Source organism: Alcaligenes sp. EGD-AK7 (assembly GCF_000465875.3).
Classification (GTDB): domain Bacteria; phylum Pseudomonadota; class Gammaproteobacteria; order Burkholderiales; family Burkholderiaceae_B; genus Alcaligenes; species Alcaligenes phenolicus.
Window position 1 is genome coordinate 220,526 of the sequence record NZ_AVOG02000034.1, and the last position, 20,210, is coordinate 240,735.

General features: G+C 57.7%; 16 protein-coding genes. 5 read left to right on the top strand and 11 right to left on the bottom strand.

What is annotated here, in order from left to right; genetic code table 11:
* Positions 1–93: 93 nt before the first annotated feature.
* From N879_RS14020 to N879_RS14030, 3 genes are all read right to left on the bottom strand, one after another.
* The gene (locus tag N879_RS14020) at positions 94–609 is read right to left on the bottom strand and encodes a MarR family winged helix-turn-helix transcriptional regulator (RefSeq protein WP_009463824.1); all 516 of its coding nucleotides are present in this window, start codon (positions 607–609) and stop codon (positions 94–96) included.
* 231 nt (positions 610–840) lie between these two features.
* Positions 841–2,346: an indolepyruvate oxidoreductase subunit beta family protein gene (locus tag N879_RS14025; protein ID WP_009463825.1), complete on the bottom strand. Its 1,506-nt coding sequence runs from the start codon at positions 2,344–2,346 to the stop codon at positions 841–843.
* A gap of 23 nt (positions 2,347–2,369) precedes the next feature.
* Positions 2,370–4,580 (bottom strand): thiamine pyrophosphate-dependent enzyme, encoded by a 2,211-nt coding sequence (locus N879_RS14030; RefSeq protein ID WP_009463826.1) that lies wholly within the window; start codon positions 4,578–4,580, stop codon positions 2,370–2,372.
* Between the two features lie 200 nt (positions 4,581–4,780).
* Between N879_RS14030 and N879_RS14035 the strand changes: the two genes are divergently transcribed.
* On the top strand, positions 4,781–5,239 hold the full coding sequence (locus N879_RS14035) for a MarR family winged helix-turn-helix transcriptional regulator (RefSeq protein WP_009463827.1): 459 nt from the start codon (positions 4,781–4,783) through the stop codon (positions 5,237–5,239).
* 227 nt (positions 5,240–5,466) lie between these two features.
* Here N879_RS14035 and N879_RS14040 read toward each other — a convergent pair whose 3' ends face one another.
* The gene (locus tag N879_RS14040) at positions 5,467–6,450 is read right to left on the bottom strand and encodes a Bug family tripartite tricarboxylate transporter substrate binding protein (RefSeq protein ID WP_009463828.1); all 984 of its coding nucleotides are present in this window, start codon (positions 6,448–6,450) and stop codon (positions 5,467–5,469) included.
* 62 nt (positions 6,451–6,512) lie between these two features.
* Complete coding sequence (locus tag N879_RS14045) at positions 6,513–8,108, bottom strand: sulfatase-like hydrolase/transferase (RefSeq protein ID WP_009463829.1); 1,596 nt, start codon at positions 8,106–8,108, stop codon at positions 6,513–6,515.
* A gap of 253 nt (positions 8,109–8,361) precedes the next feature.
* Between N879_RS14045 and N879_RS14050 the strand changes: the two genes are divergently transcribed.
* Entirely contained in the window at positions 8,362–9,102 is a 741-nt protein-coding gene (locus tag N879_RS14050; RefSeq protein ID WP_031232822.1) for an IclR family transcriptional regulator, read from the top strand.
* Between the two features lie 35 nt (positions 9,103–9,137).
* Here the strand turns inward: N879_RS14050 and N879_RS14055 are convergent, their stop codons facing one another.
* Positions 9,138–10,139, bottom strand: coding sequence for a 5'-nucleotidase (locus N879_RS14055; protein WP_009463830.1), 1,002 nt, complete (start codon positions 10,137–10,139; stop codon positions 9,138–9,140).
* Between the two features lie 127 nt (positions 10,140–10,266).
* Between N879_RS14055 and N879_RS14060 the strand changes: the two genes are divergently transcribed.
* The 3 genes from N879_RS14060 (at position 10,267) to N879_RS14070 (ending at position 13,773) form a co-directional block, all read left to right on the top strand.
* The gene (locus N879_RS14060; RefSeq protein ID WP_031232823.1) at positions 10,267–10,968 is read left to right on the top strand and encodes a glutathione S-transferase; all 702 of its coding nucleotides are present in this window, start codon (positions 10,267–10,269) and stop codon (positions 10,966–10,968) included.
* 84 nt (positions 10,969–11,052) lie between these two features.
* The gene (locus N879_RS14065; RefSeq protein ID WP_021447148.1) at positions 11,053–12,573 is read left to right on the top strand and encodes an MFS transporter; all 1,521 of its coding nucleotides are present in this window, start codon (positions 11,053–11,055) and stop codon (positions 12,571–12,573) included.
* A 222-nt stretch (positions 12,574–12,795) separates the two neighbouring features.
* On the top strand, positions 12,796–13,773 hold the full coding sequence (locus tag N879_RS14070) for a tripartite tricarboxylate transporter substrate binding protein BugD (protein WP_009463834.1): 978 nt from the start codon (positions 12,796–12,798) through the stop codon (positions 13,771–13,773).
* A gap of 214 nt (positions 13,774–13,987) precedes the next feature.
* Here N879_RS14070 and N879_RS14075 read toward each other — a convergent pair whose 3' ends face one another.
* The 5 genes from N879_RS14075 to N879_RS14095 form a co-directional block, all read right to left on the bottom strand.
* Complete coding sequence (locus N879_RS14075; protein WP_021447149.1) at positions 13,988–15,298, bottom strand: CobW family GTP-binding protein; 1,311 nt, start codon at positions 15,296–15,298, stop codon at positions 13,988–13,990.
* Between the two features lie 68 nt (positions 15,299–15,366).
* The gene (locus tag N879_RS14080) at positions 15,367–16,245 is read right to left on the bottom strand and encodes a phosphonopyruvate hydrolase (RefSeq protein WP_009461482.1); all 879 of its coding nucleotides are present in this window, start codon (positions 16,243–16,245) and stop codon (positions 15,367–15,369) included.
* A 20-nt stretch (positions 16,246–16,265) separates the two neighbouring features.
* Positions 16,266–17,492 carry a pyridoxal phosphate-dependent aminotransferase gene (locus tag N879_RS14085; RefSeq protein WP_009461480.1) on the bottom strand — a complete coding sequence of 409 codons (1,227 nt, stop codon included), beginning with the start codon at positions 17,490–17,492 and terminating at the stop codon, positions 16,266–16,268.
* On the bottom strand, positions 17,489–19,147 hold the full coding sequence (locus N879_RS14090) for an ABC transporter permease (protein ID WP_021447150.1): 1,659 nt from the start codon (positions 19,145–19,147) through the stop codon (positions 17,489–17,491). The genes N879_RS14085 and N879_RS14090 overlap by 4 nt, the downstream gene beginning before the upstream one ends.
* A complete protein-coding gene (locus N879_RS14095; protein ID WP_021447151.1) occupies positions 19,144–20,208 on the bottom strand; it encodes an ABC transporter ATP-binding protein in 1,065 nt (354 codons plus the stop codon). The genes N879_RS14090 and N879_RS14095 overlap by 4 nt, the downstream gene beginning before the upstream one ends.
* Positions 20,209–20,210: the final 2 nt, after the last annotated feature.

Consider the following 20,210-nt stretch of genomic DNA (forward strand, 5'->3'; position numbering starts at 1 on the left):
TGTAGACACCTTTTTAGCAAGTGTTTTGTGCGCCTGTTCGTGACGCTATCCGCATCCTGCCTGGCTTACAGGCCTGGCAGGATACACCTTATGCTAGCCAGCAGCGCTTTGCAGATGGACCCGCAACAGGCCCAGATGCTGATGGATGTGCACGACCTCTTCCGTGCCCAGACCTTCAAACATTTCCGCAATCCAGTCGCTGTGGGCCTGGGCCATCGCCTCGAAACTGCTCTTGCCCTTGGGGGTGAGACGCAACACCCAAGCACGTCGGTCGGTGGGGCTGCTCTGGCGAGACACCATGCCCTCGCGGGCCAGCTCATCAGTCAGTCCGGTAATATTGCCGCCGGTTACCATCAGATAGCGCGACAATTCGCCCATCTTCAGGCCCTGCGGGTAACGATACAGCTGGGCCATATAGTCGAAACGGGCCAGCGAAATATCAAAATTCTGGCGCAAGCGGCGACGAATTTCGTCTTCGATCTGCTTGGTGCAGGTCAGCATGCGCAACCACAATTTCAGGCTGGCGGGGTCCTTGGGACCGACGCGGCCTTCAAAGCCGGCATCGGCCGGTTCTACCAAAAATTCGAGTGCTGCTTCGCTTTGATTCATATTTTTTTCCCCCAAGCTTTGGCTAATTCAGTTTGACCAACAGGCGGGATATTCTTGCTTGAACAAGTGGCCAAGTAGACACGGGATGTCTGGCTTTCAGGGCCTTGGTCGCAGTGCCAATCCGAATTTATATTCTACTATGAATATTTTAGAAATAAAGTATTTGGCGGGATAAAAACGCTTCCTCAAGGGTTTTCACCAAGGCCGCCCGAAAGCGGCCCGGTGTCGCCCTTACACCAGTGCATACTGGCGCAGTGCAGCCTCCAGCTTGACGCCATGCTCGTCGGCCAAAGCCGCATCGCGCAAGGCTCCCAAAATGGCAGGTGACAGGGTGCTGGGGTTGCGCTCCAGAGCCGACATCACGGTCTGGTAGTTACGCAAGCCACGGGCATGGGTATCACCATACCCTTTGACCAAACGCTGGCACTGAGCAATTTCCAGAGCCAGGGCCGGATGAGCATCGGCAGCCTGTTCGATCTGCTTCAACCAGCCTTCAATACGCTGCTGCTCAGCCTGGTAGCGCAGCGTACGACGACGCCAGCGCTTGAAGCCCGAGAGCAGGTACAAAGGAATGAAGCCGCGCACCGAGCTGGTTTGAATCACGCGACCGGATTTGGTCTGCGATTTCACCAGCTTGTTGCCCCAGGTAGGACGCATCAACCAACGGCCAACGCTGGCAAACGGTAGGATCTCGCTGATTTCTTCCACGCGGGGGTGCATGTATTCGTTGATCGCCACGATCTGGCCGTCGGCAGCGCGCACTTCTTTATGCACACGGTCAAAACGGCTGGAGCGGGTTTTCAGTTCGGCCACGCGAATGGCGTCCTCGTAGGACATCCACAGCGCCAGGTAGCGGCCGGTTTCGCGAATGAGGGCCACATCGTCAGGGCGGGCAAACTGGCTGATCTTTTTCAGGCGGTCCAGGTACAGATTGGCGTAGGCCACGTCCTGAAAATCCAGCACACGGCGCACACCTTCCACCACGATAGGCTGGGCCTGCTCGGGCACTTCGGCACGGACGCGGTCAATCAGCTTGGCCACTGCAGGGTCGCGGGGGGCCAGCGTCGCCATATCAACCGGCTTGTTTTCCGAATCGGCCTTGCCAGCATCGCCTTCAGCGACACGGGCGTAAGCTGCACCAAAAGCCTTCAGACTGGGTTTGACGCCCACGCCACCGCGTTCGATGGTCTGTTCAAACTGCGAGCGGCTAAAGGGCAGCACGCCAGTGCTGGCCAATGCGCCAAACAGCACGGCGGAAATTACGCTGCCCGAATCCTCGGCCGCTTTTTCCATATTGAAATACACAAAACGCTTGGCAGCCTGGGTTGCGTGCGCAATCAGGGCATTGTCGTCCACACGGCCATCACCCATGGCCGATTTTTCGGCAATGGAATAGACACGGTGAGTCGAAGCGATCAGCGTGGTGCGGTCCTCTGTGACCAGGCCACGTTGTACGGCGCGACCGGCTTCCATCAGCTCGGAAGCCAGCACCACATCCACGTCACCGGGCATGGGCATCAGGGCCAGCACAGGCTTTTTGCCATCCACGGCGGCCGAGTGCGGGAACAGTTCCACGTAGTAAATCGTGGCGCCGGTACGCTGGGCCACGCCCGGCACCGAGGTGGTCTGTGCAAAGTAGCCGTTTTGTTCGCCCAGGTTGACGATCCAGTCGGCCAACACGCCGCCGCCTTCGCCACCCATGGCCAAAATAGCAATCTTGATTGGTTTGATCTGCATGATAAAAATCTCTACGGGTGTGCTTAGAAGGCCAGACGTTCACGACGGGCAGCGTCACGACGCTGCAACCAGCCGATAAAGCTACGGCGGGTTTTTTCGCGGAACTTGTCCCAGCCAGTCGGGTTGCTGACTACTTGTGCACGGTAGAAAGACGGGCACAGAATCGCGGCGTGGGAAACCTCACCACACAGACCGCAACCCACACAACTGTTCATCACGTTCGCCACTGGGTCCTGACGCAGGGCGTCCGGATTGGGGCGGATCGACAACGACGGGCAACCGGACAAGCGGATGCAGGAGTGATCGCCGGTACACGTATCCGGATCCACACCAAAACGCTCGCGCACTACGCGTTCGCCCGCCGCCACGGCTTTACGCACCTGGCCTTTCTCGCGGCGCTGACGGTTCAACATACATTCGCTTTGCGCCACCAGCACCTTGGGACCTTTTTCCTTGGTCGTCAGGGCTTCACGCAGGGTTGCCGTCATGGTCTTCAAGTCGTAGGTACGACGTATCATGCGCAGCCATTCCACACCCACGCCACGCGCGGCTTTCTCGATCAGGTGACCGGTACTGCGCGTTTCGTTCTTGGCCTTGGAGGACAGAATGTCCTGACCACCGGTAGCCGCGGTGTAGCTGTTGTCGATCACAATGGTCAGGTTGTCGCTGCGGTTGAACACGGCGTTGGCAATACCACTGGTCAAACCGTTGTGCCAGAAACCACCGTCACCCATGACCGAGATCGCACGCTTGTCCGAATCCACGTTCAAGGCAGCCGAGCCGGCGCCACCCAGGCCGTAACCCATGGTGGTGTTACCCAGGTTGAAGGGCGGCAGAATGGAAAACAGGTGACAGCCAATGTCAGCCGACACGTGGTGCTCGCCCAGCTCGCGCTCCACCAGCTTCAAAGCGGTAAAGATAGGACGCTCGGGACAGCCGGTACAAAACCCTGGCGGACGGGCGTGAACGTTCTCGTCCAGGCTGCCCAAGGGTTTGACTTCAGCCGCTTCCACTTCCACCAGGCTGGCTTGCTCAGCTTTGGGACGCTCCACGGTCTCGACTTTCATCGGGATCACGCGTGGTTTGCGGGCTGGCAGGGGCTCGATGCGCTCGTATTTTTCCATGAAGGCACGCAGGCCTTTCAACATGGTGGCGGTGTTGTATTCACCGGCCAGAGGCAACAGATCCTTGCCGTGCAAGGTCACATCCACATTGTGACGGCGCACGATGTCGGAGATGTTCTGTTCAACAAAGTTGGGCTGACCTTCTTCCAGCACCAGCACCGCACGCTTGCCTTCACAGAAGCGGACGATTTCAGATTCGATCAGCGGGTAGGCCACGTTCATCACGTACATCGGCACTTTGGATTCGCCGAACACGTCGGCCATATCCAGGTGTTCCAGAGCACGGATCACGGTGTTGTAGCCACCGCCCTGAACGATCAGACCGACGTCATCGGCGCCATCAGCAAAGAATTCATTCAACTGACGCTCTTCGATGAACTTGACGGCATTAGGCCAGCGCTGTTCGATCTTTTCTTTTTCATGCAGGAAGCTGGCAGGCGGCAACACAATGCGATTGATGTCGCGTGTGGGCTGCTCCATGGCTTCTTTGATAGTGAACTTGGCGCGGCGGTTATCCGAGGCCACAAACTGACCATGCACGTGACAGGCGCGAATACGCAGCTGCAACATCACGGGGGTGTTGGACGCTTCGGACAGATCAAAGCCGTCTTTAACTGCTTGCACAATACAGGGCAGGTTGGGACGGGGGTCCAGCATCCACATTTGCGATTTCATGGCAAAAGCGTGGCTGCGCTCCTGCATGATGGACGAGCCTTCGCCGTAGTCTTCCCCCACAATGATCAGCGCACCGCCCTTGACCCCGCCGGAGGCCAGGTTGGCCAGCGCGTCCGAGGCCACGTTGGTACCCACGGTTGCTTTAAAAGTGATGGCGCCACGCAGCGGGTAGTTAACCGACGCAGCCAGCGTTGCCGCCGCCGTTGCCTCGCTGGCACTGTTTTCAAAACGGATTCCGTTCTCTTGCAGGATGTCCTGGGCATCGGCCAGCACGTCCATCAAGTGCGAGATAGGCGCACCCTGGTAACCGGCCACGTAGGACACGCCCGATTCCAGCAGGGCCTTGGTCACCGCCAGGATGCCTTCGCCACTGAATACGTCTCCATCACCCAGGCGCAGCTTTTTGACTTCTTCGACAAACGATCGCTCAGCCATTTTTCTTTCCTTACTTACCGCTCATTGTGAACATGGTATTTATTTTCATCGGAATATGTTTATATCTCAACATATCCATTCTCATGGTTTTCCCTAGTAAAGTAGCTAAATTATTTGCGACACGCGAGCGGACAGCTTGGTTATAGTGAGCCCTGTTGCTGCCTTGCGGCACCCATTAGCCTGTAATGACAATAAGCACCATGAGCCCCACCGAACACGACACCGTCTTTGTCGAAAACTACCTGCCCGCCTTGTTGGCCCAGGCAAGCCAGCTGATCTCTGCCGAATTCCATGAAGTGGTGCTAAGCAACGGTTTGTCCATTTCCGAATGGCGTGTGCTGTCCACCCTGTCCGGCGCGGGCGAAGTGAGCATCGGCCATCTGGCTCGTATTGCCACCACCAAGCAACCCACCGTCACGCGCTTGCTCGATCGCCTGGAAAAGCAAGGTTTGCTGCGCCGCGTGGCCCACGATGTGGACCGACGCATCACCTTGGTACGCATCACCGAAGAAGGCCAGACGCTGATCTCCGGCCTGATTGCCAAGGCTCGCCTGCACGAGCAGGAAGTGGTGCAGCGCCTGCAACCGCTGGATGTCGGCGCCCTCAAAACCACCTTGCGGCGTCTGATCTCCGAGCAGCACGACTACAACGATCAGTAAAACGCAGCCCGCCCGGCCACACTATCGGTTCTAACCCTGCATGGCGCGGGCTTGGCGTTCTGAACCTGGTCTGTAGCGACTTCCAGATTCAAGAGACACCACACACGCCTCACCTGAACGGGGCGTGTGTGGTGTTTTTTTATCCTTTCCAACCTTGAGGCTTCACAGAGCCATAACCGTCAGCAGCCAGGCTACTGATCAGATGTATGGCTCTGCCAGATAGCCCATTACTCAGGCTGAATGCCCAGGGTAGGGATCAGCTCGGAATAGACCTTGGAGTCGTTCTGCACGCGCTCCAGCGTCTGGGCCGGGGTGGTGAAGAACTGGGCCAGACCACGGCTCTTGAAGGCAGCCTGCATTTCGGGGGTCTTCAGGGCAGCATCCACCTTTTCCTGAATTTCTTTCACGGTGTCATCCGGCGTGGTGCCGGGGGCAAACAGCGCAAAAGTCGTCGTCGGAATGCTGTTGGCATGGCCACCTGCTTCCTGCACCGTCGGCACATTTGGCAGCAGTTCAGTACGCTTGTCAGCGCCTACCGCCAAGACTCGCACCTTGCCGCCATCTACGTGCTGGGATGCCAGAATGCCACCGACCAGCATGGCATCTGTCTCACCGCCCAGAATGGCGTTTGTCGCCGGGGCCATGCCCTTGTAGGGAATGTAGGTGAAGTTCACCCCTTCTTCTCGGGCTAGCAAGCCCATACCCAGGTGCGTGACGTGCCCACGGCCACCGGTGCCCACATTGGTATCACCATTGGCTTTCTTGGCCTGGGCGATGAATTCCTTGTAGTCCTTGGCCGGGAAATCATTACGCACCAGCAGGTACAGGTTCACGCCAGCGACTGTGGTGACCGGCTTCAGGTCCTTTTCCCATTTGTAGGGCAGGTTGCTGTAAAGCAGCGGGTTGGTCGATACCGCCAGGCTATCGACCATCAGCAGGGCCGAGCCGTCCCCCTTGGCTTTGGCGATATTGTCAGTACCGATAATGGCGTTGGCGCCCGGACGGTTTTCAATCACAAAGACCTTGCCGGTGGCCTTGTTCAGATGCACACCCAGATCGCGGGCCAGAATGTCAGGCTCGGTGCCGGGTGGGTAGGGGACCACAATACGCACCTGGTCCGTAGTCGGCCAGGCGGCTTGAGCCATCATCGGGGCCAAAGCACCCACACCTGCCAACAACAGGGCCAGCGTCGTATTTTTAAGCTGCTTCATTGTCCACTCCTTATCGTTATTGATTGCGGCCCGCCACCGACTGGTAGCCCCCCGCAGCGCATTTACCATCGTCCAATCAAGATATTCATCATGCGCTCATGCGCATTGGTACGATCCTCTACCGCAGCCCAGCTCTCGCTGGCACGCCCTTTCAGGGTGTCATGCCAGTCCAGCAGGCCTTCTTTCATCCGCCGACAAACCGCTGCATACGCCGGGTCTGCGCCCAGGTCGTGCAGCTCGTCAGGGTCTTGCTTCAAGTCGAATAATTGTGGCCGATAGCCTTGCCAATGTATGTATTTATAGTCGCTATCGCGCAGCATCAGGCCACGACATTCATCCACGCCACGGCCCAGAATCTGGCGGGCTTCCCGATAGGCGTAATCCAGGCTGGCCACGGTGTACTCACGTGCCCAGTCGGACTGGCCGTGCAACAAGGGAATCAGCGAACGGCCTTCCACCCGGTGTTCCTGGGCGGGCAGGTGCAAGGCATCCAGAATCGTAGGGGTGACATCCACGCACTCGACAAAAGCATCACTGCTTTGACCACGTGTGACATTCGCTGAAGTCCGTGGATCAACCACGATCAGCGGAACGCGTATGGCGTTTTCAAAGAAATACTCTTTCTCGCCCAGCCAATGGTCGCCCAGCAAATCACCATGATCAGAACTGAAAATAATCAGGGTGTCTTTCAGGCGGTCTTGCTGTTCCAGCATGTCCAGCAAACGGCCGACTTCATCATCAATCTGTTGAACCAGGCCCATATAGACAGGCTTGATCGTGCGCCAGACCTCGTCCTGAGCAAAAGACAGGGATTCTTCATGCTGCTGATAGGCCGCATGCACGGGGTGTGCATTCTGGCGCTCGTGCCCTGCACGCAAGGGCGTACAGGCGTCTTCCGCGCCAAAGCGATCGTGGTAGGGCGCTGGCGCTTTATAAGGCCAGTGCGGTTTGATGAAAGACAGATGCAAGGCCCAGGGCTCTTCGCCTTTGGCCGTGATGAAATCCATGGCCCGCTGGGTGAAGTAGGCGGTTTCAGAGTCCTGCGCCTGTACCCGTGCTGGCAGGCTGGCATTACGCATGTACCAACCGGAGGCAAACTGACCCTGGGCATCCTGGCTGCCAATCACATAGTCTTCCCAGGGACGCTCGCTGTCGTAACCCTGAGCCTGCAAATACTGGCGGTATTCACTATCCGGGCCCATTTCAAAGTGACCGTCATAGCGTTCAATCGCCGTAAAGCCGCCTTGCCAGAAGCGCTCGGCCGCCTCGGGCTGAACCTGGAAGCGTCGGGCATTGGCACCGGCCGGGTCCGGCACGTGATGGGTCTTGCCCAGCAGATGGCAGTCTCGCCCGGACTGGGCCAGATAATCGCCCAGATACAGCTCGTCGATGGGGTGGGGAACGCGATTCCAGGTGACCCGGTGCGACAAGGGATAGCGGCCGGTGTAATACGAGGCCCGCGACGGGCCACAGACGGCAGAGTTCACATAGGCACGATCAAAGCGCACACCCATGGCGGCCAGACGATCCAGATTGGGGGTCTTTAATGCGCCCCCAGGGGCATAACAGGACAGGTGGTCTGCACGTAACTGGTCACACATGATGAACAGCACATTCTTGATCTCTAAAGACACCTGACTGGGCTGAGCCTGATCCATGTCCGCCTCAAAAAAACCGGGTCCGGGCCCGCGTAGAACCCGACGCCACAAAAGGAGTAGGCCATGTGTAAGCAAATGCATAACAGACCCGCTTATGCCTCAGATTATTACCGCAGTCTGAGAATAATTTTCGAATAATCTGATGGTTTAGGTATAAACCAGTAGACCCGGCCAATGCCCGATGTTGCGCTCCACTGACACGCCGCAGCATGGTTAGAATAGAGAACCAACAACTCCGCTTCTACGAGGGCACATGAATAGTCTAAGACGCATGCTGCAAATTCTGGACTTGTACGGTGCAGACACTCCGGTTCTGGATGTGGAAACCATCTGCGCTCGCTTGAATTACCCTCCCGCGACAACCTATCGCTACCTGAAAGAGTTATGCACTAGCGGCCTGCTGATACGCAGTCCCGAAGGTTACGCGCCGGGGCCCCGGTTTATAGAAATGGATCTGCTGATCCGCGAATTTGATCCGCTGGTCAGCCGTTGCCGCCCCTTGCTGCGTTCGCTGGTCGAGCAGACCGGACTGGACGTCCTGATCGGCCAGCAATATGGCGAACGCATATTGACCACCCATCAGGAAACCGGGCCAGAGCGTTTCGAGCTGCTGTTTGGCCGGGGCCGCACCATGGATATGTTCCGCAGCTCCACAGCCCGTATCGTCACGGCTTACCTGCCCACCCGCCATCTGCGCCGCTTGTACGAGAAAAACCAGGAAATTGATTATGTACAGCGCCTGGGCAGGGAGTGGCCGGCATTTTCCGCCCATATGCAGGAACTGCGCCGTGCAGGCTATTGCATCACCAAAGAGCAGATCAATCCGGGCATAGGCGGTATTTCCGCGCCTATTTTTGATGATGCCAAGCGTATCTTCGGCAGCCTGACCTTGTTGGGTACGCTGGAACGCTTTGAGGCGATCAGCCCCGAAGCGCTAGCCAGCCTGATCCAGCCCGCTGCACGCGCCGTTAGCCGCGCCCTGGCCCAAGTCTGAGGACTGGGTGCCCCCAAGAACCAAGCCGCGCCTGATCAAGCATCAGTTCGCGGCTTTGTCCTGGCCTGTTTCCGCCCTTTCTTTTTCTCCGGCACCACCACTTTCACTGGCGGATGGTTCACCACCCCAAACGGAATATGCACGGACGGCAAAGTCTGCGCGGTGGGAATCAGGTGGGTGGTCTGGTCATCAAAGAAAATATGGGGCTGCAAAACCTCCAGCACCCGACGTTTTTCAATGCCACCCAGAAAGAAGGCCTCGTTCACTTCAATACCCCAGCTGCGGATGGTATTGATGACACGCTCGTGAGCCGGTGCATTGCGTGCCGTCACAATCGCAATCCGCAGACGCGGCACATAGCTGGCATCCTGCTCCTGACGCAATTGCTCCACTTCCTGAATGTGCGCTAATTTCAGCAAAAACGCCTGTAACAGGCCGGGATTATGCGGTTTTTGCACCAAACGCACTTCATGCTCGAAAAAGGCCGGCAAACCACCTTCCTGCTGATACACGCGCTCGGACTCGTCGTCCGCGATCACTCCGTCAAAGTCGAAAGCCACTCGAATGGGCTGGTCGTCATAAGCATCCTCGTAAGAAGAATTGAGAACCTGACCTGCGGGATAGCCTTGCTGCACCGCCCGATGCACGTCTTCCTGATTGGCCGACAGGAACAGGCTGATGGACAGCGGCTGGATGTAAGGGCTGGGGTCGCCCCCTTGCAGAAACACCGCCCGCGTAATGTCCAGATCATGATGGCGAATGGAATTCATCACCCGCAAACCCGTATTGGGGTCATTACGAGACAGCAGCACGACCTCGACCAAGGGATCGTCGGGCGATAGATCATTCAGGGCCAGCAAGCGCCGAATGAAGGAAAAAGCCACGCCCGGCTTCAGGGGCTCATGCTCGCGCGCCAGCTGGTAATCACGATACGCCGCCTCACCTTGCTCCAGAAAGACCTGATGGGACTGGCTCAGATCAAACAAAGCGCTGGAAGCCAGCCCAATCACCAGCCGTTTCTCCAGGTCATACGCCATGCACACCGCTCCCCAAATCCGCAAAAAAAACCAGCATACCAAAACGCTCAGCCGGCACTGGTACTACCCAAGCAGAACAAAGCCTACTAAAGTGCAAACACCATCACCTTCGTGAAAGCTTGCCGCCATGCAACCCTCAAAAAGCTATACCCTTGTTCTGGGCAATCCCCATTATTCGTCCTGGTCCTTGCGCCCCTGGTTATTAATGAGCCACTTGGGCATAGACTTTGACGCACGCTGGTTCAATTTTGGCCCCTCCTTCAGCACCCTGGCTTTCCATGAAATGGCACCGGCGGGCCAAGTACCTGTGCTACATACCAATGGGCAGATCATTTGGGACAGTCTGGCTATTGCCGAATACCTGGCCGAACAGCATCCCGGCGTCTGGCCCATAGACCCCATTGCCCGCGCCTGGGCGCGCAGCGCCAGTGCAGAAATGCACGCCAACTTTTCTTCCTTGCGAAATCTCTGCCCCTTTGCCGTCGCCCTGCGCGCCCACCACCATCAGCAGGACATGCGTCTGCAAGGCGAGCTGGAACGCCTGCAAACCATCTGGCAAGAAGGCTTGAGCCGTTTTGGCGGCCCTTTCCTGGCCGGAGAGCGCTTTAGCGCCGTCGATGCCTTTTACGCTCCCGTGGTATTTCGCCTGCAAACCTATGGTCTGAAACTGGACGAAACCTGTCAGGACTACATGAATCGCATACTGGAATTGCCTGCCATGCAGCGCTGGCACCAGATGGCCTGTCAGGACACCTGGCGCGACCCGGACCACGAAGCCGAAATTGTGCGTGTAGCTGATATACATCTGGATTTACGCCAGCCAGCCTAGTGTCAGCGAATTGCCATGTCAGTGCAGACACGAAAGAGTATCCTTGATGGTCCCGAATGATTTCGCTGTCAAGGATTGCGCCGTATGGGCGATACGTACTTTCGCACTACAAACTACCATTTCACCGATCTGGACCCTCAGGCACAGGCCGCTTATGTAGACTCGCTGGCTGGACAAGCCCGGGCCAACAGCGCCTGTTTACGCTTCGATGTATTGCGCAAAGACCAGCCCCCAGGACAATGGGTGCTGCATGAAAGCTGGCGAGACTCCCAAAGCTGCAAGGACTTTCACGCCAGCGCCCCCGCTCGGACCCTGCAAAAAGCACGGGTCGAACAGAACCTGAACCATCCAGCCCAGCAAAAGGCTGCTGACAAGCCTGCGGCTGCGCGCCCGGCGTGCAAGAAGAGCAAGTGGGACCCCTACGTGTGGATCAGTATCGCCATGTGTATCGGGGTGATGGGCACGGCCCTGGCCAGCCCGCTATACCCGCTGTATCAGGACCGCTGGGACCTGAACGCCAGTCACATTACCCAACTGTACGTGGCCTATATGGCCGCTGGTTTGACGGGCCTGCTGTTTCTGGGCCGCTTGAGCGACATGAAAGGCTTTATGCCCGTGCTGCGTACCGGCCTGATTCTGGTGACCAGCGGCGTAACCCTGTCCGCCTTTGCCTGGGATGTAGGCAGCTTTGTGTTCAGCCGCATCATGATCGGGATGGCCTCCAGCATGATTGTGACTTCAGCCTCCATCGGTCTGGGGCAATTTAACCGGGGCGGAGACGTGCAACGTGCTGCCGCTACCACCTCACTGATGCTGGCCTTTGGTTTTGGCCTGGGCCCGGTCGTAGGCGGCCTGATTGCACAGTGGGTGCCAAATCCACTGTTCTCCAGCTATATCCCCTCCATGGCCCTGGGCGTGCTGGCCATCTATGCCCTGTTTCAGATCAAACCCATTGCCAGCAAACAGCCGGTACCGCAAAAGACCAACTGGCGCACCTGGATGCCGCGCCTGACACTGCCCGCCACCCATCTGCGCCGCCCTTATCTGATTGGCTGTTTGTCCGCCTGTTGCGCCTTTGCCATGTTCAGCCTGTTCGCCTCTCTGGCCCCCAGCTTCATGGCACAAATGGTGCCTTGGCACGGCCCGGCCACCAGCGGCTTTTCCATCGGGATTATTCTGTTCCTGTCCTCGGGCTTCCAGCTGCTGATCCGCCGCTGGCCCGCCAAGCGCAGCGTCATCGTGGGTCTGCTGTCCTTTACCCTGGCCTGTATCGCCTTGCTGATCAATCTGTGGGCCAGTTCCTCGTTGTTATTCATCCTGTGCGTGCTGCTGACCGCCTTTGGCCACGGCCTGTGCATGTACGGCGGCATGTCCATCGTGCAGCGTGTCTCGCCCCCGCATCAGCGTGCCGGCCTGACGTCTACCTACCTGATCACCGGCTATCTGGGTGCCATCCTGCCTATTCTGGGTCTGGGCTGGCTGGCCGACCATTTGGGTCTGGACCAGGGCCTGATGATCTTCTGCAGTCTGATCGCCACCGCCGCACTGACTGTTTCCATCATCGCCTATCTGACGCCGGTACTGCATAAACCAGCCTCTGCCTGAGCAGGCACCTTGGCAAGCCACAAGCTCTGGCTGTGGCTTGCTCGCCATGCGAGCCCCCGTATATTCCCCTAGTCCATTCAGGCCCCTTACTAGGGTTAGACCTGAAAAAGAAACACGTCCACCCTCAGTAGAATAAAGCCACTCCTGCAACGCTTCGCAACACAGAGCGACCGGACCCAAGTATCTCCCAAAAGAATAAGTAATCCTTATCAAGGAGGCATTATGGCTGTTGCATTAAACAAGCTGTTTGTCAGTCTGGGCGCGGCCTTGGCCTGCTCGGTTACCGCACAGGCAGCCGGTTATCCGGACCACCCCATCAATATGGTGGTACCTTTTGCGGCGGGCGGTCCCACGGACAACGTGGCACGCGCTCTGGCCGAAGCCATGCGCCCAGTTCTGGGTGAAACCATTGTGGTGGAAAACAAAGGCGGGGCAGGTGGCTCCATTGGCACTTCCCAGGTCGCCCGCGCCAAGCCGGATGGCTACAACATACTGCTGATGCACATCGGCTTTTCCACCGCCCCTTCGCTGTACAAAAAGCCCGGTTATGACGCCATCAACGGCATGTCTCCCATCGGTCTGGTCGTTGACGTTCCCATGACCATCATTGCCCGTGAGGACTTCCCACCCAACAACATTCAGGAGCTGGTGCAGTACCTGAAGGACAACCAGGACAAGGTTTCCCTGGCCAACGCCGGGATTGGCGCGGCCAGCCACCTGTGCGGCACCATGTTCACCGAGGCACTGGGTATTGAACTGCTGACCGTGCCCTACAAAGGCACCGCCCCGGCCATCGCGGATTTGATGGGCAAGCAGGTGGACATCATGTGTGACCAAACCACCAACACCACCCAGCAAATCAAATCCGGCAAGGTGAAGGTCTATGCTGTCACCAGCCGCGAGCGCGTCCCGACCTTCCCGGACGTGCCCACCATGCAGGAGTCTGGTTTCAAGGACTTTGAAGTAGGCATCTGGCACGGCATGTGGGCACCAAAAGATACACCCCAGCCTGTCGTGGATACCCTGGTAAAAGCGCTTCAAGCCGGCATGGCCGACAAGGACTTCCAAAGCCGCATGGCCACCCTGGGCGCAACGGTCATGGACAAAGAAGCCAACCCGGCTGCCTTGCAAGCCAAGGTGGAGCAACAAGTGCCCCAGTGGGCCGCATTGTTCAAGAAAGTGGGCGTAGAGCCCCAATAAACTCTGTTAGCCCAAAGGCTTTTGAAAAGGACGCTTAGGCGTCCTTTTTTTCGGCTTTGGGGTGCTGTCTGCCGCAGCGGTGGAAAGCCGGTTCGGATAACCAGGAGACAATGCTCCAGCAAGCTCCCGGCGACTCAGGAAAATCCGATCAAAAAAGGCTCGAAGTCAACGACTAGAGAAAATCCGGCCAAGACAGGCTCGGACTCTGCGAGTATCAATCCGTCTTTCGAACCGCCGTATCCAAAGCCTGCAACCGCGCCCAAAGCTCCTGGAAATCCAGATCCTGTGTGATCACTACCATGCGCCCTTGTTGATCCGGCCAGGGCCACTGCGGCACGGCCTGCCAAGGATAGGACTGATGTTGCACGGCATGAATCACCTGCGGCTGGTCCATGCCCTGGACGGGCAGAACAGCTTTAAGGCGCAATAGGCGAGGGCCTGCCCACTGGCACAGATCCGACAACCAGGATTGCAGTTTGTCGGCGGGCAGAGCTTGGGGGAACAGGGCGCTTAACGAGTAGATGGAATCTCCATGGCGGGAAACATCAGGCAGGCCGACCGCGGACTCGTTGGAGCTTGCTCCATGCAAGTGAGCAGACTCAAGACTGCTGGGCTGACTGTTGCCGTTGCCGTTGCCGTTGCCGTTGCCGTTGCCAGCCAGGGTACACGTGCCGTGGCTATGGCTATGGCTATGGCTATGGCTATGGCTATGGCTATGGCTATGCACATGATCGTGATCGTGATCGTGATCGTGATCGTGATCGTGATCGTGATCGTGATCGTGATCGTGATCGTGATCGTGATCGTGATCGTGATCGTGATCGTGATCGTGATCGCCAGTATCTTGCCCCAATGCCTCGAACGCTTCCAAGCTCCAGGCCCGACCTTGTCCGGCTTGCTCGCCCAAGCCCAACAAACTGGGCGCAACGGGCTGCGCGGCCGACAAAATCTGCTGCTGCGCCAAAGGATTCAAACCGCACACGTATTCACGCAGCGCCGTTTCCGCCCCTGCATCCACCCGGTCGCGCTTGCTGAACAGCAGCAGGTCTGCCACGGCCACCTGCCGTCGCGCTTCGGCATGGCGCGCCAGCGTTTCCAGCCCATGCTCCAGATCCACCACCGTCACCACACCCGCCAGGCTGTACTTCCCGGTCAGTTGCGGATCGCTTAACAAGGTATGCAAGATAGGGGCAGGATTGGCCAGCCCGGTCGTTTCAATCAGAACCCGTCGGAACTGTCTCTGGCCTGCCCGCGAAAAACGCCAGGTAATGTCGCGCAAGGTCTGTACCAGATCGCGCCGTATGGTGCAGCACAAGCAACCACTACCCATAGCCTCGATCACATTTTCCTGGCTATGCGCCACCAGATGATGGTCCAGCGCCGTCTGCCCAAACTCATTGATGATGACCAGGGTGTCGGCCATCTGCGCTTCTCGCAAAGCGCGATTGATCAAAGTCGTTTTCCCGCTGCCCAGAAAACCGGTCAACAATGTGACCGGGATAGGGCCTTGTGCAGATTTGGGCATCGTATTCATCCGGCTAATGGCCCGCCGTCGGGCCATTAGCCATTATACGAAGCCCAATACTGTCCCTTCTAGCGCAGAAACCGAGCCTCGATCTGCCGCATATGGGCATCGCCTTGCAAGCCAATAATGGTCTTGACGGAAGGCAGGCCGGAATCCACATTCTGAATGCCGCCATCCTGACGAATTTGGGCAAACACCGCTTGCATGGCCCCTACAGCCGCACGAATCGCATGATTGCCGTAAATCACCACGCCCACTTTGCCCAGTTGTGCAATGTCCGCCTCGGTCAGTTGAGGGTAGGCTGTTGGCACCAGCACCAACGGCACCTTGCCGGTCCAGGCCTGAACAAAAGACAGAATCTGATCTGGCGTAGCTTGTTTGGAGTGAATCAGAATGGCATCTGCACCCGCCTGCTCGTAAGCCAGCCCCCGCGTCAGGGCCTCCTCCTGCCCCAGGCCAGCGATCAGGGCCTCGACTCGCGCAATAATCAAGAAATCAGGGTCATGGCGCGCAGCACAAGCCGCTTCAATCTTGCCCTGGAACTCTTCAATCCGTACCAGCTCCTGACGCCCGTCCGCTCGCAAGCTGGTGTCTTTAGGGAAGGTTTTATCCTCCATCACAATGGCACTGGCACCCGCCGCTTCATACAGCGGGATGATATAACTGACATTCACCGCATTGCCAAAGCCGGTATCAATGTCGGCAATCAAAGGAATATCCACGCTTGAGGCAATCGCCCGCATCATCTCCAGGTGAGTTCCCATCGAAAGAATATTGGCATCGGGCACGGCATAACTGGCTGACAACTCAAAACCACTACCCCAAATCGCTCCGAAACCGGCATCCTGCGCCAGCCGAGCAGACAGCGGGTTATGTGCGGCCATCGCTGTCATCAAACGCCCTTGGGAGAAGGCTTCTTTCAACACCTGATTTTTTTTGCTATTCACACTATTTCTCCGTAAGGGGATCAGCTCAGTCGAGCAATGGCCTGGGCAATGCGGCTCATCGCCTCCTCCAGCTCCTGATCGCTGGAGGCATAAGACACCCGGAAGTGACCGGGTAGTTCAAATGCCGACCCTGGTACCACAGCCACCCCTGCACTGCGCAGGAAGTACATGCACAGGTCCTTGTCGGTACTGATCAACTGACCGGAAGGGTCTCGCAAACCCAATACGCCCTGACAACTGGGAAACACGTAAAACGCGCCCATGGGAAGATCGCATTCAATGCCCGGCATGGCATTGAGCGCGGCTACCACCTTGTCACGGCGACGGCGGAACGCTTCCACAAACTCGGGCAGAAAATCCATGGGGCCATCCAATGCGGCCACGGCCGCTGCCTGGCTGATGGAGCTGGTATGGGAGGTCGCTTGCGACTGCACCAGATTCATGGCCTTGATCAAAGGCAGCGGACCAGCGGCGAACCCTACCCGCCAGCCGGTCATTGCATAGGCCTTGGAGACACCATTGATGGTCAATGTGCGCGCTGCCATATACGGGGACAAGGCGGCAGGCGTCGCAAAGGGTTCGTCGCTATAGCGGATTTTTTCGTATACATCATCAGCCATCACCCAGACATGCGGATGGCGCAACAGCACTTGCTCCAGCGCTTCCAGTTCGTGGCGTGAATACACGGCACCACTGGGATTGGACGGAGAATTGAGCATCAGCCATTTGGTACGGGGGGTGATGGCGCGTTCAAGCTGATCGGCTTGCAGCTTGAAACCGGCTTGTGCACTGCAACGCACAATGACCGGCTGGCCACCTGCCAACAAGACCATTTCAGGATAAGAAACCCAGGCAGGGGTAGGGATAATGACCTCATCCCCGTCCTGCACCGTGGCCTGCAAGGCGTTATACAAGGCTTGCTTGGCCCCGCAGCCCACCTGGATCTGATCGGGGCTGAAGTGCAGGCCATTGTCACGCTCGAACTTGCGCACTACGGCCTCACGCAGGGCCAGGGTGCCAGCGACCTCGGTATAGCGGGACTCATTACGATCAATTGCTTCTTTAGCCGCCTGACGCACATGCTCGGGGGTCGCAAAGTCCGGCTCGCCTTGACTGAGGGTAATCACAGACTGCCCCTGTTGCCGCATTTGATTGGCCAGACGCGTCATCTCTTTGGTGGCCGATGCCTTGGCTCCCAACACGCGCTGGGCTAGCGCGATCTCTTCCTGACATTGCACAGAGCTCATTGTGTCCATCCTACTTTTACTTTGAAAATGAAACGGGTCAGCAGCAACGGCAAAAAGATCGCCATCAACAGCACCAGGCTATATGCACTGGCCTGTGCCAAACGCCCACTGTCCACCAATTGAAAAACCTCGATAGGCAGGGTGCTCATCCCGCCAAAATACAGAACCACCGTGGCGGATAATTCCGACAGGGTCGTGATCCACATCAACACCGTGGCGGCAATCACGGCAGGCCATACCACCGGCAAAACGACCTTCGCAAAGGTTGGCATCGGCGCTACGCCCAGGCTGATGGAAGCCTCTTCGATGGAGCTACGCAAGTTATGCAAAGGCCCCATGGCCGCCCGCACACTGGTGGGCACCCGGCGTAAAAAGTAAGCCAGCGCCATAATGACCCAACTGCCGGTCAGCACCAGCCAGCCACTGTTAAACACATTGATCAAGGCAATGCCCAATACGGTGCCCGCAATCGTCAAGGGCAACATGACCAGCACATCCAGACCTGTACTCAGACCGGAAGGACGCTTTACGATCAGATAGGCGGCCACGATGGAAAATACGGCACCGGCACTGGTCGCTGCGGCGCCCAGCAACAAGGAGTTGTACAAAGGCCCGGGTGCCTGCACCAAAGCTTGCTGCATATGGCTCAAGGTAAAGCCGCCATACTTCAGCACCGGTCCAATAGAGGGCGTAAATGCGGTAACAATCACCACCATCACGGGTAGCACTGACAGCAAAATCAGGATCGATACCAAAGAGGCGCACACAGCGGCCTGCCAGGCACGCAAGGGCACGCGCTCCGGAGCTCGTCCAGACTCCATCTGGTAGGTGCGTCGGGCTACAACCCACTTTTGAATCAGCAGCAAGGCCAAACCCAGAAACACCAGCAAAGAAGCCATGGTGGTCTGCATTTGCGGGTTACCGCCCATTTCGCTGACAAATTCGTTATAAGTCTTGACCGCCAGCACGGGGGTACGGGCTCCCAGAATGGCCGGAACGCCAAAATCCCCAATAACGTGCATGAAGACCAGCACCGCTGCACCGCATAAAGCCGGCATCATCAAAGGAAAGGTCACCGTGCGCAAGGTGCGAGCCGGGGAGCTACCCAGACTAAGCCCCGCCTCTTCCAGGTTGCGGTCCATGGACTTCAACCCTACCAGCACAGCGACATAGGCGTACACGTAGTTGTTCAAGGTCATCACAAACACCAGACCCCACCACGAATACAAAGAAGGCAGCTCCAGGCCCAAAGGAGCCAGCACGCTATTGAGCACGCCTTGTTTACCCAGCACCACAATCCAGGCTGCTGCAACCACCACGTCCGGAATGACCAAGGTCAGCAAAGGCAAGACGCCCAGGCAAGTAGCCAAGGGGAAGGAAAAACGAGCCGCAGCCAGAGCCAAACCAGCGCCCAGCACCAGGCTAAACACGGTTACGGCCCCACCCAGCCACAAGGTGTTGAACAAACTCTCCCGATAAGCAGGCTCGGAGAAAAACTGCACGTAGCCGTGCAAACCAAACTGACCATCCTTGTTGAACAGGGAGCTGGTCAGCATGGACAGGACCGGCCATAGCAAAAAGTAGCCCAGCAAAGCCACTGCACCCAGGGCCAGCATCAGCCAGGCTGGATCGCGTCGCAAAGAACCCAGCATCATGTGCGCTCCACCAAGAGAGCCGATTCGGGAACGCGCAATACCACCGCATCGCCCCGGGCCCAACTCTGACTGACACCGGTATTCCAGACCACTGCCCTCAGGAAACCGAACTCCGTGCGCAATTGATAAGCCGTGCTGGGACCCCGGTAATCCACGCTCTCAATCCGCGCCGCAATGTCACCCTCGCCCAGCGGGCGCACAGCATCCACACTCAGAGTTTCAGGCCGCAAGGCCAACATCGTCCGCTCGGTAAAACGTCCGACAGACTGAATACGCACAATGCCCCCCGCCGTACGGAACCGGCGGCAGCCATCTGCAGCCTGGCCGAGCTCCTCCTGCAGCTCGATCAGATTGGCCCCTCCCACAAAATCAGCCACAAAACTGTTGTCAGGGCAGCGGTAGATCTGCTCGGGCGTCCCGACCTGGCGGACGCAGCCTCTATCCATGACGGCAATGTAATCAGACACGCTCAGCGCTTCTTCCTGATCATGCGTCACAAACACGGTAGTAATGCCGGCTTCCTGCTGCAGGTCCCGCAGCATCTCGCGCAGATCGGTGCGCAGCTTTGCATCCAGGGCAGACAAGGGCTCATCCAGCAAGAGCAGATCGGGCTTGATCACCAAAGCGCGTGCCATGGCCACTCGCTGTCGCTGCCCACCGGACAAGGCCGACGGCAAAGCATCTGCCTTGTCCTTCAAACCCACGCGCGCCAGCATTTCCAAAGCGGGGACACGAGCCTGGGAGCGAGACTGGCCACGCGCCAGCAAACCGTAGCTGACGTTATCCAGCACGCTGCGATCCGGAAACAGCGCGTAATCCTGAAACACCATGCCCACATTGCGTTTATGCACAGGCACTCGCGTCATGTCTGTTTGGCCGAACAGCACCTTGCCATGATCAGGGCGCACAAACCCGGCCAGCATGCGCAGCAAGGTCGTCTTGCCACAACCCGATGGCCCCAGCAGGGTAAACAAGGAGCCACTGGGGATGTCCAGATCCAAGCCGTGAAACAAAGTTTGCGAGCCGTAGCTTTGCTCAATACCTGATAGATGTATCTGCATAC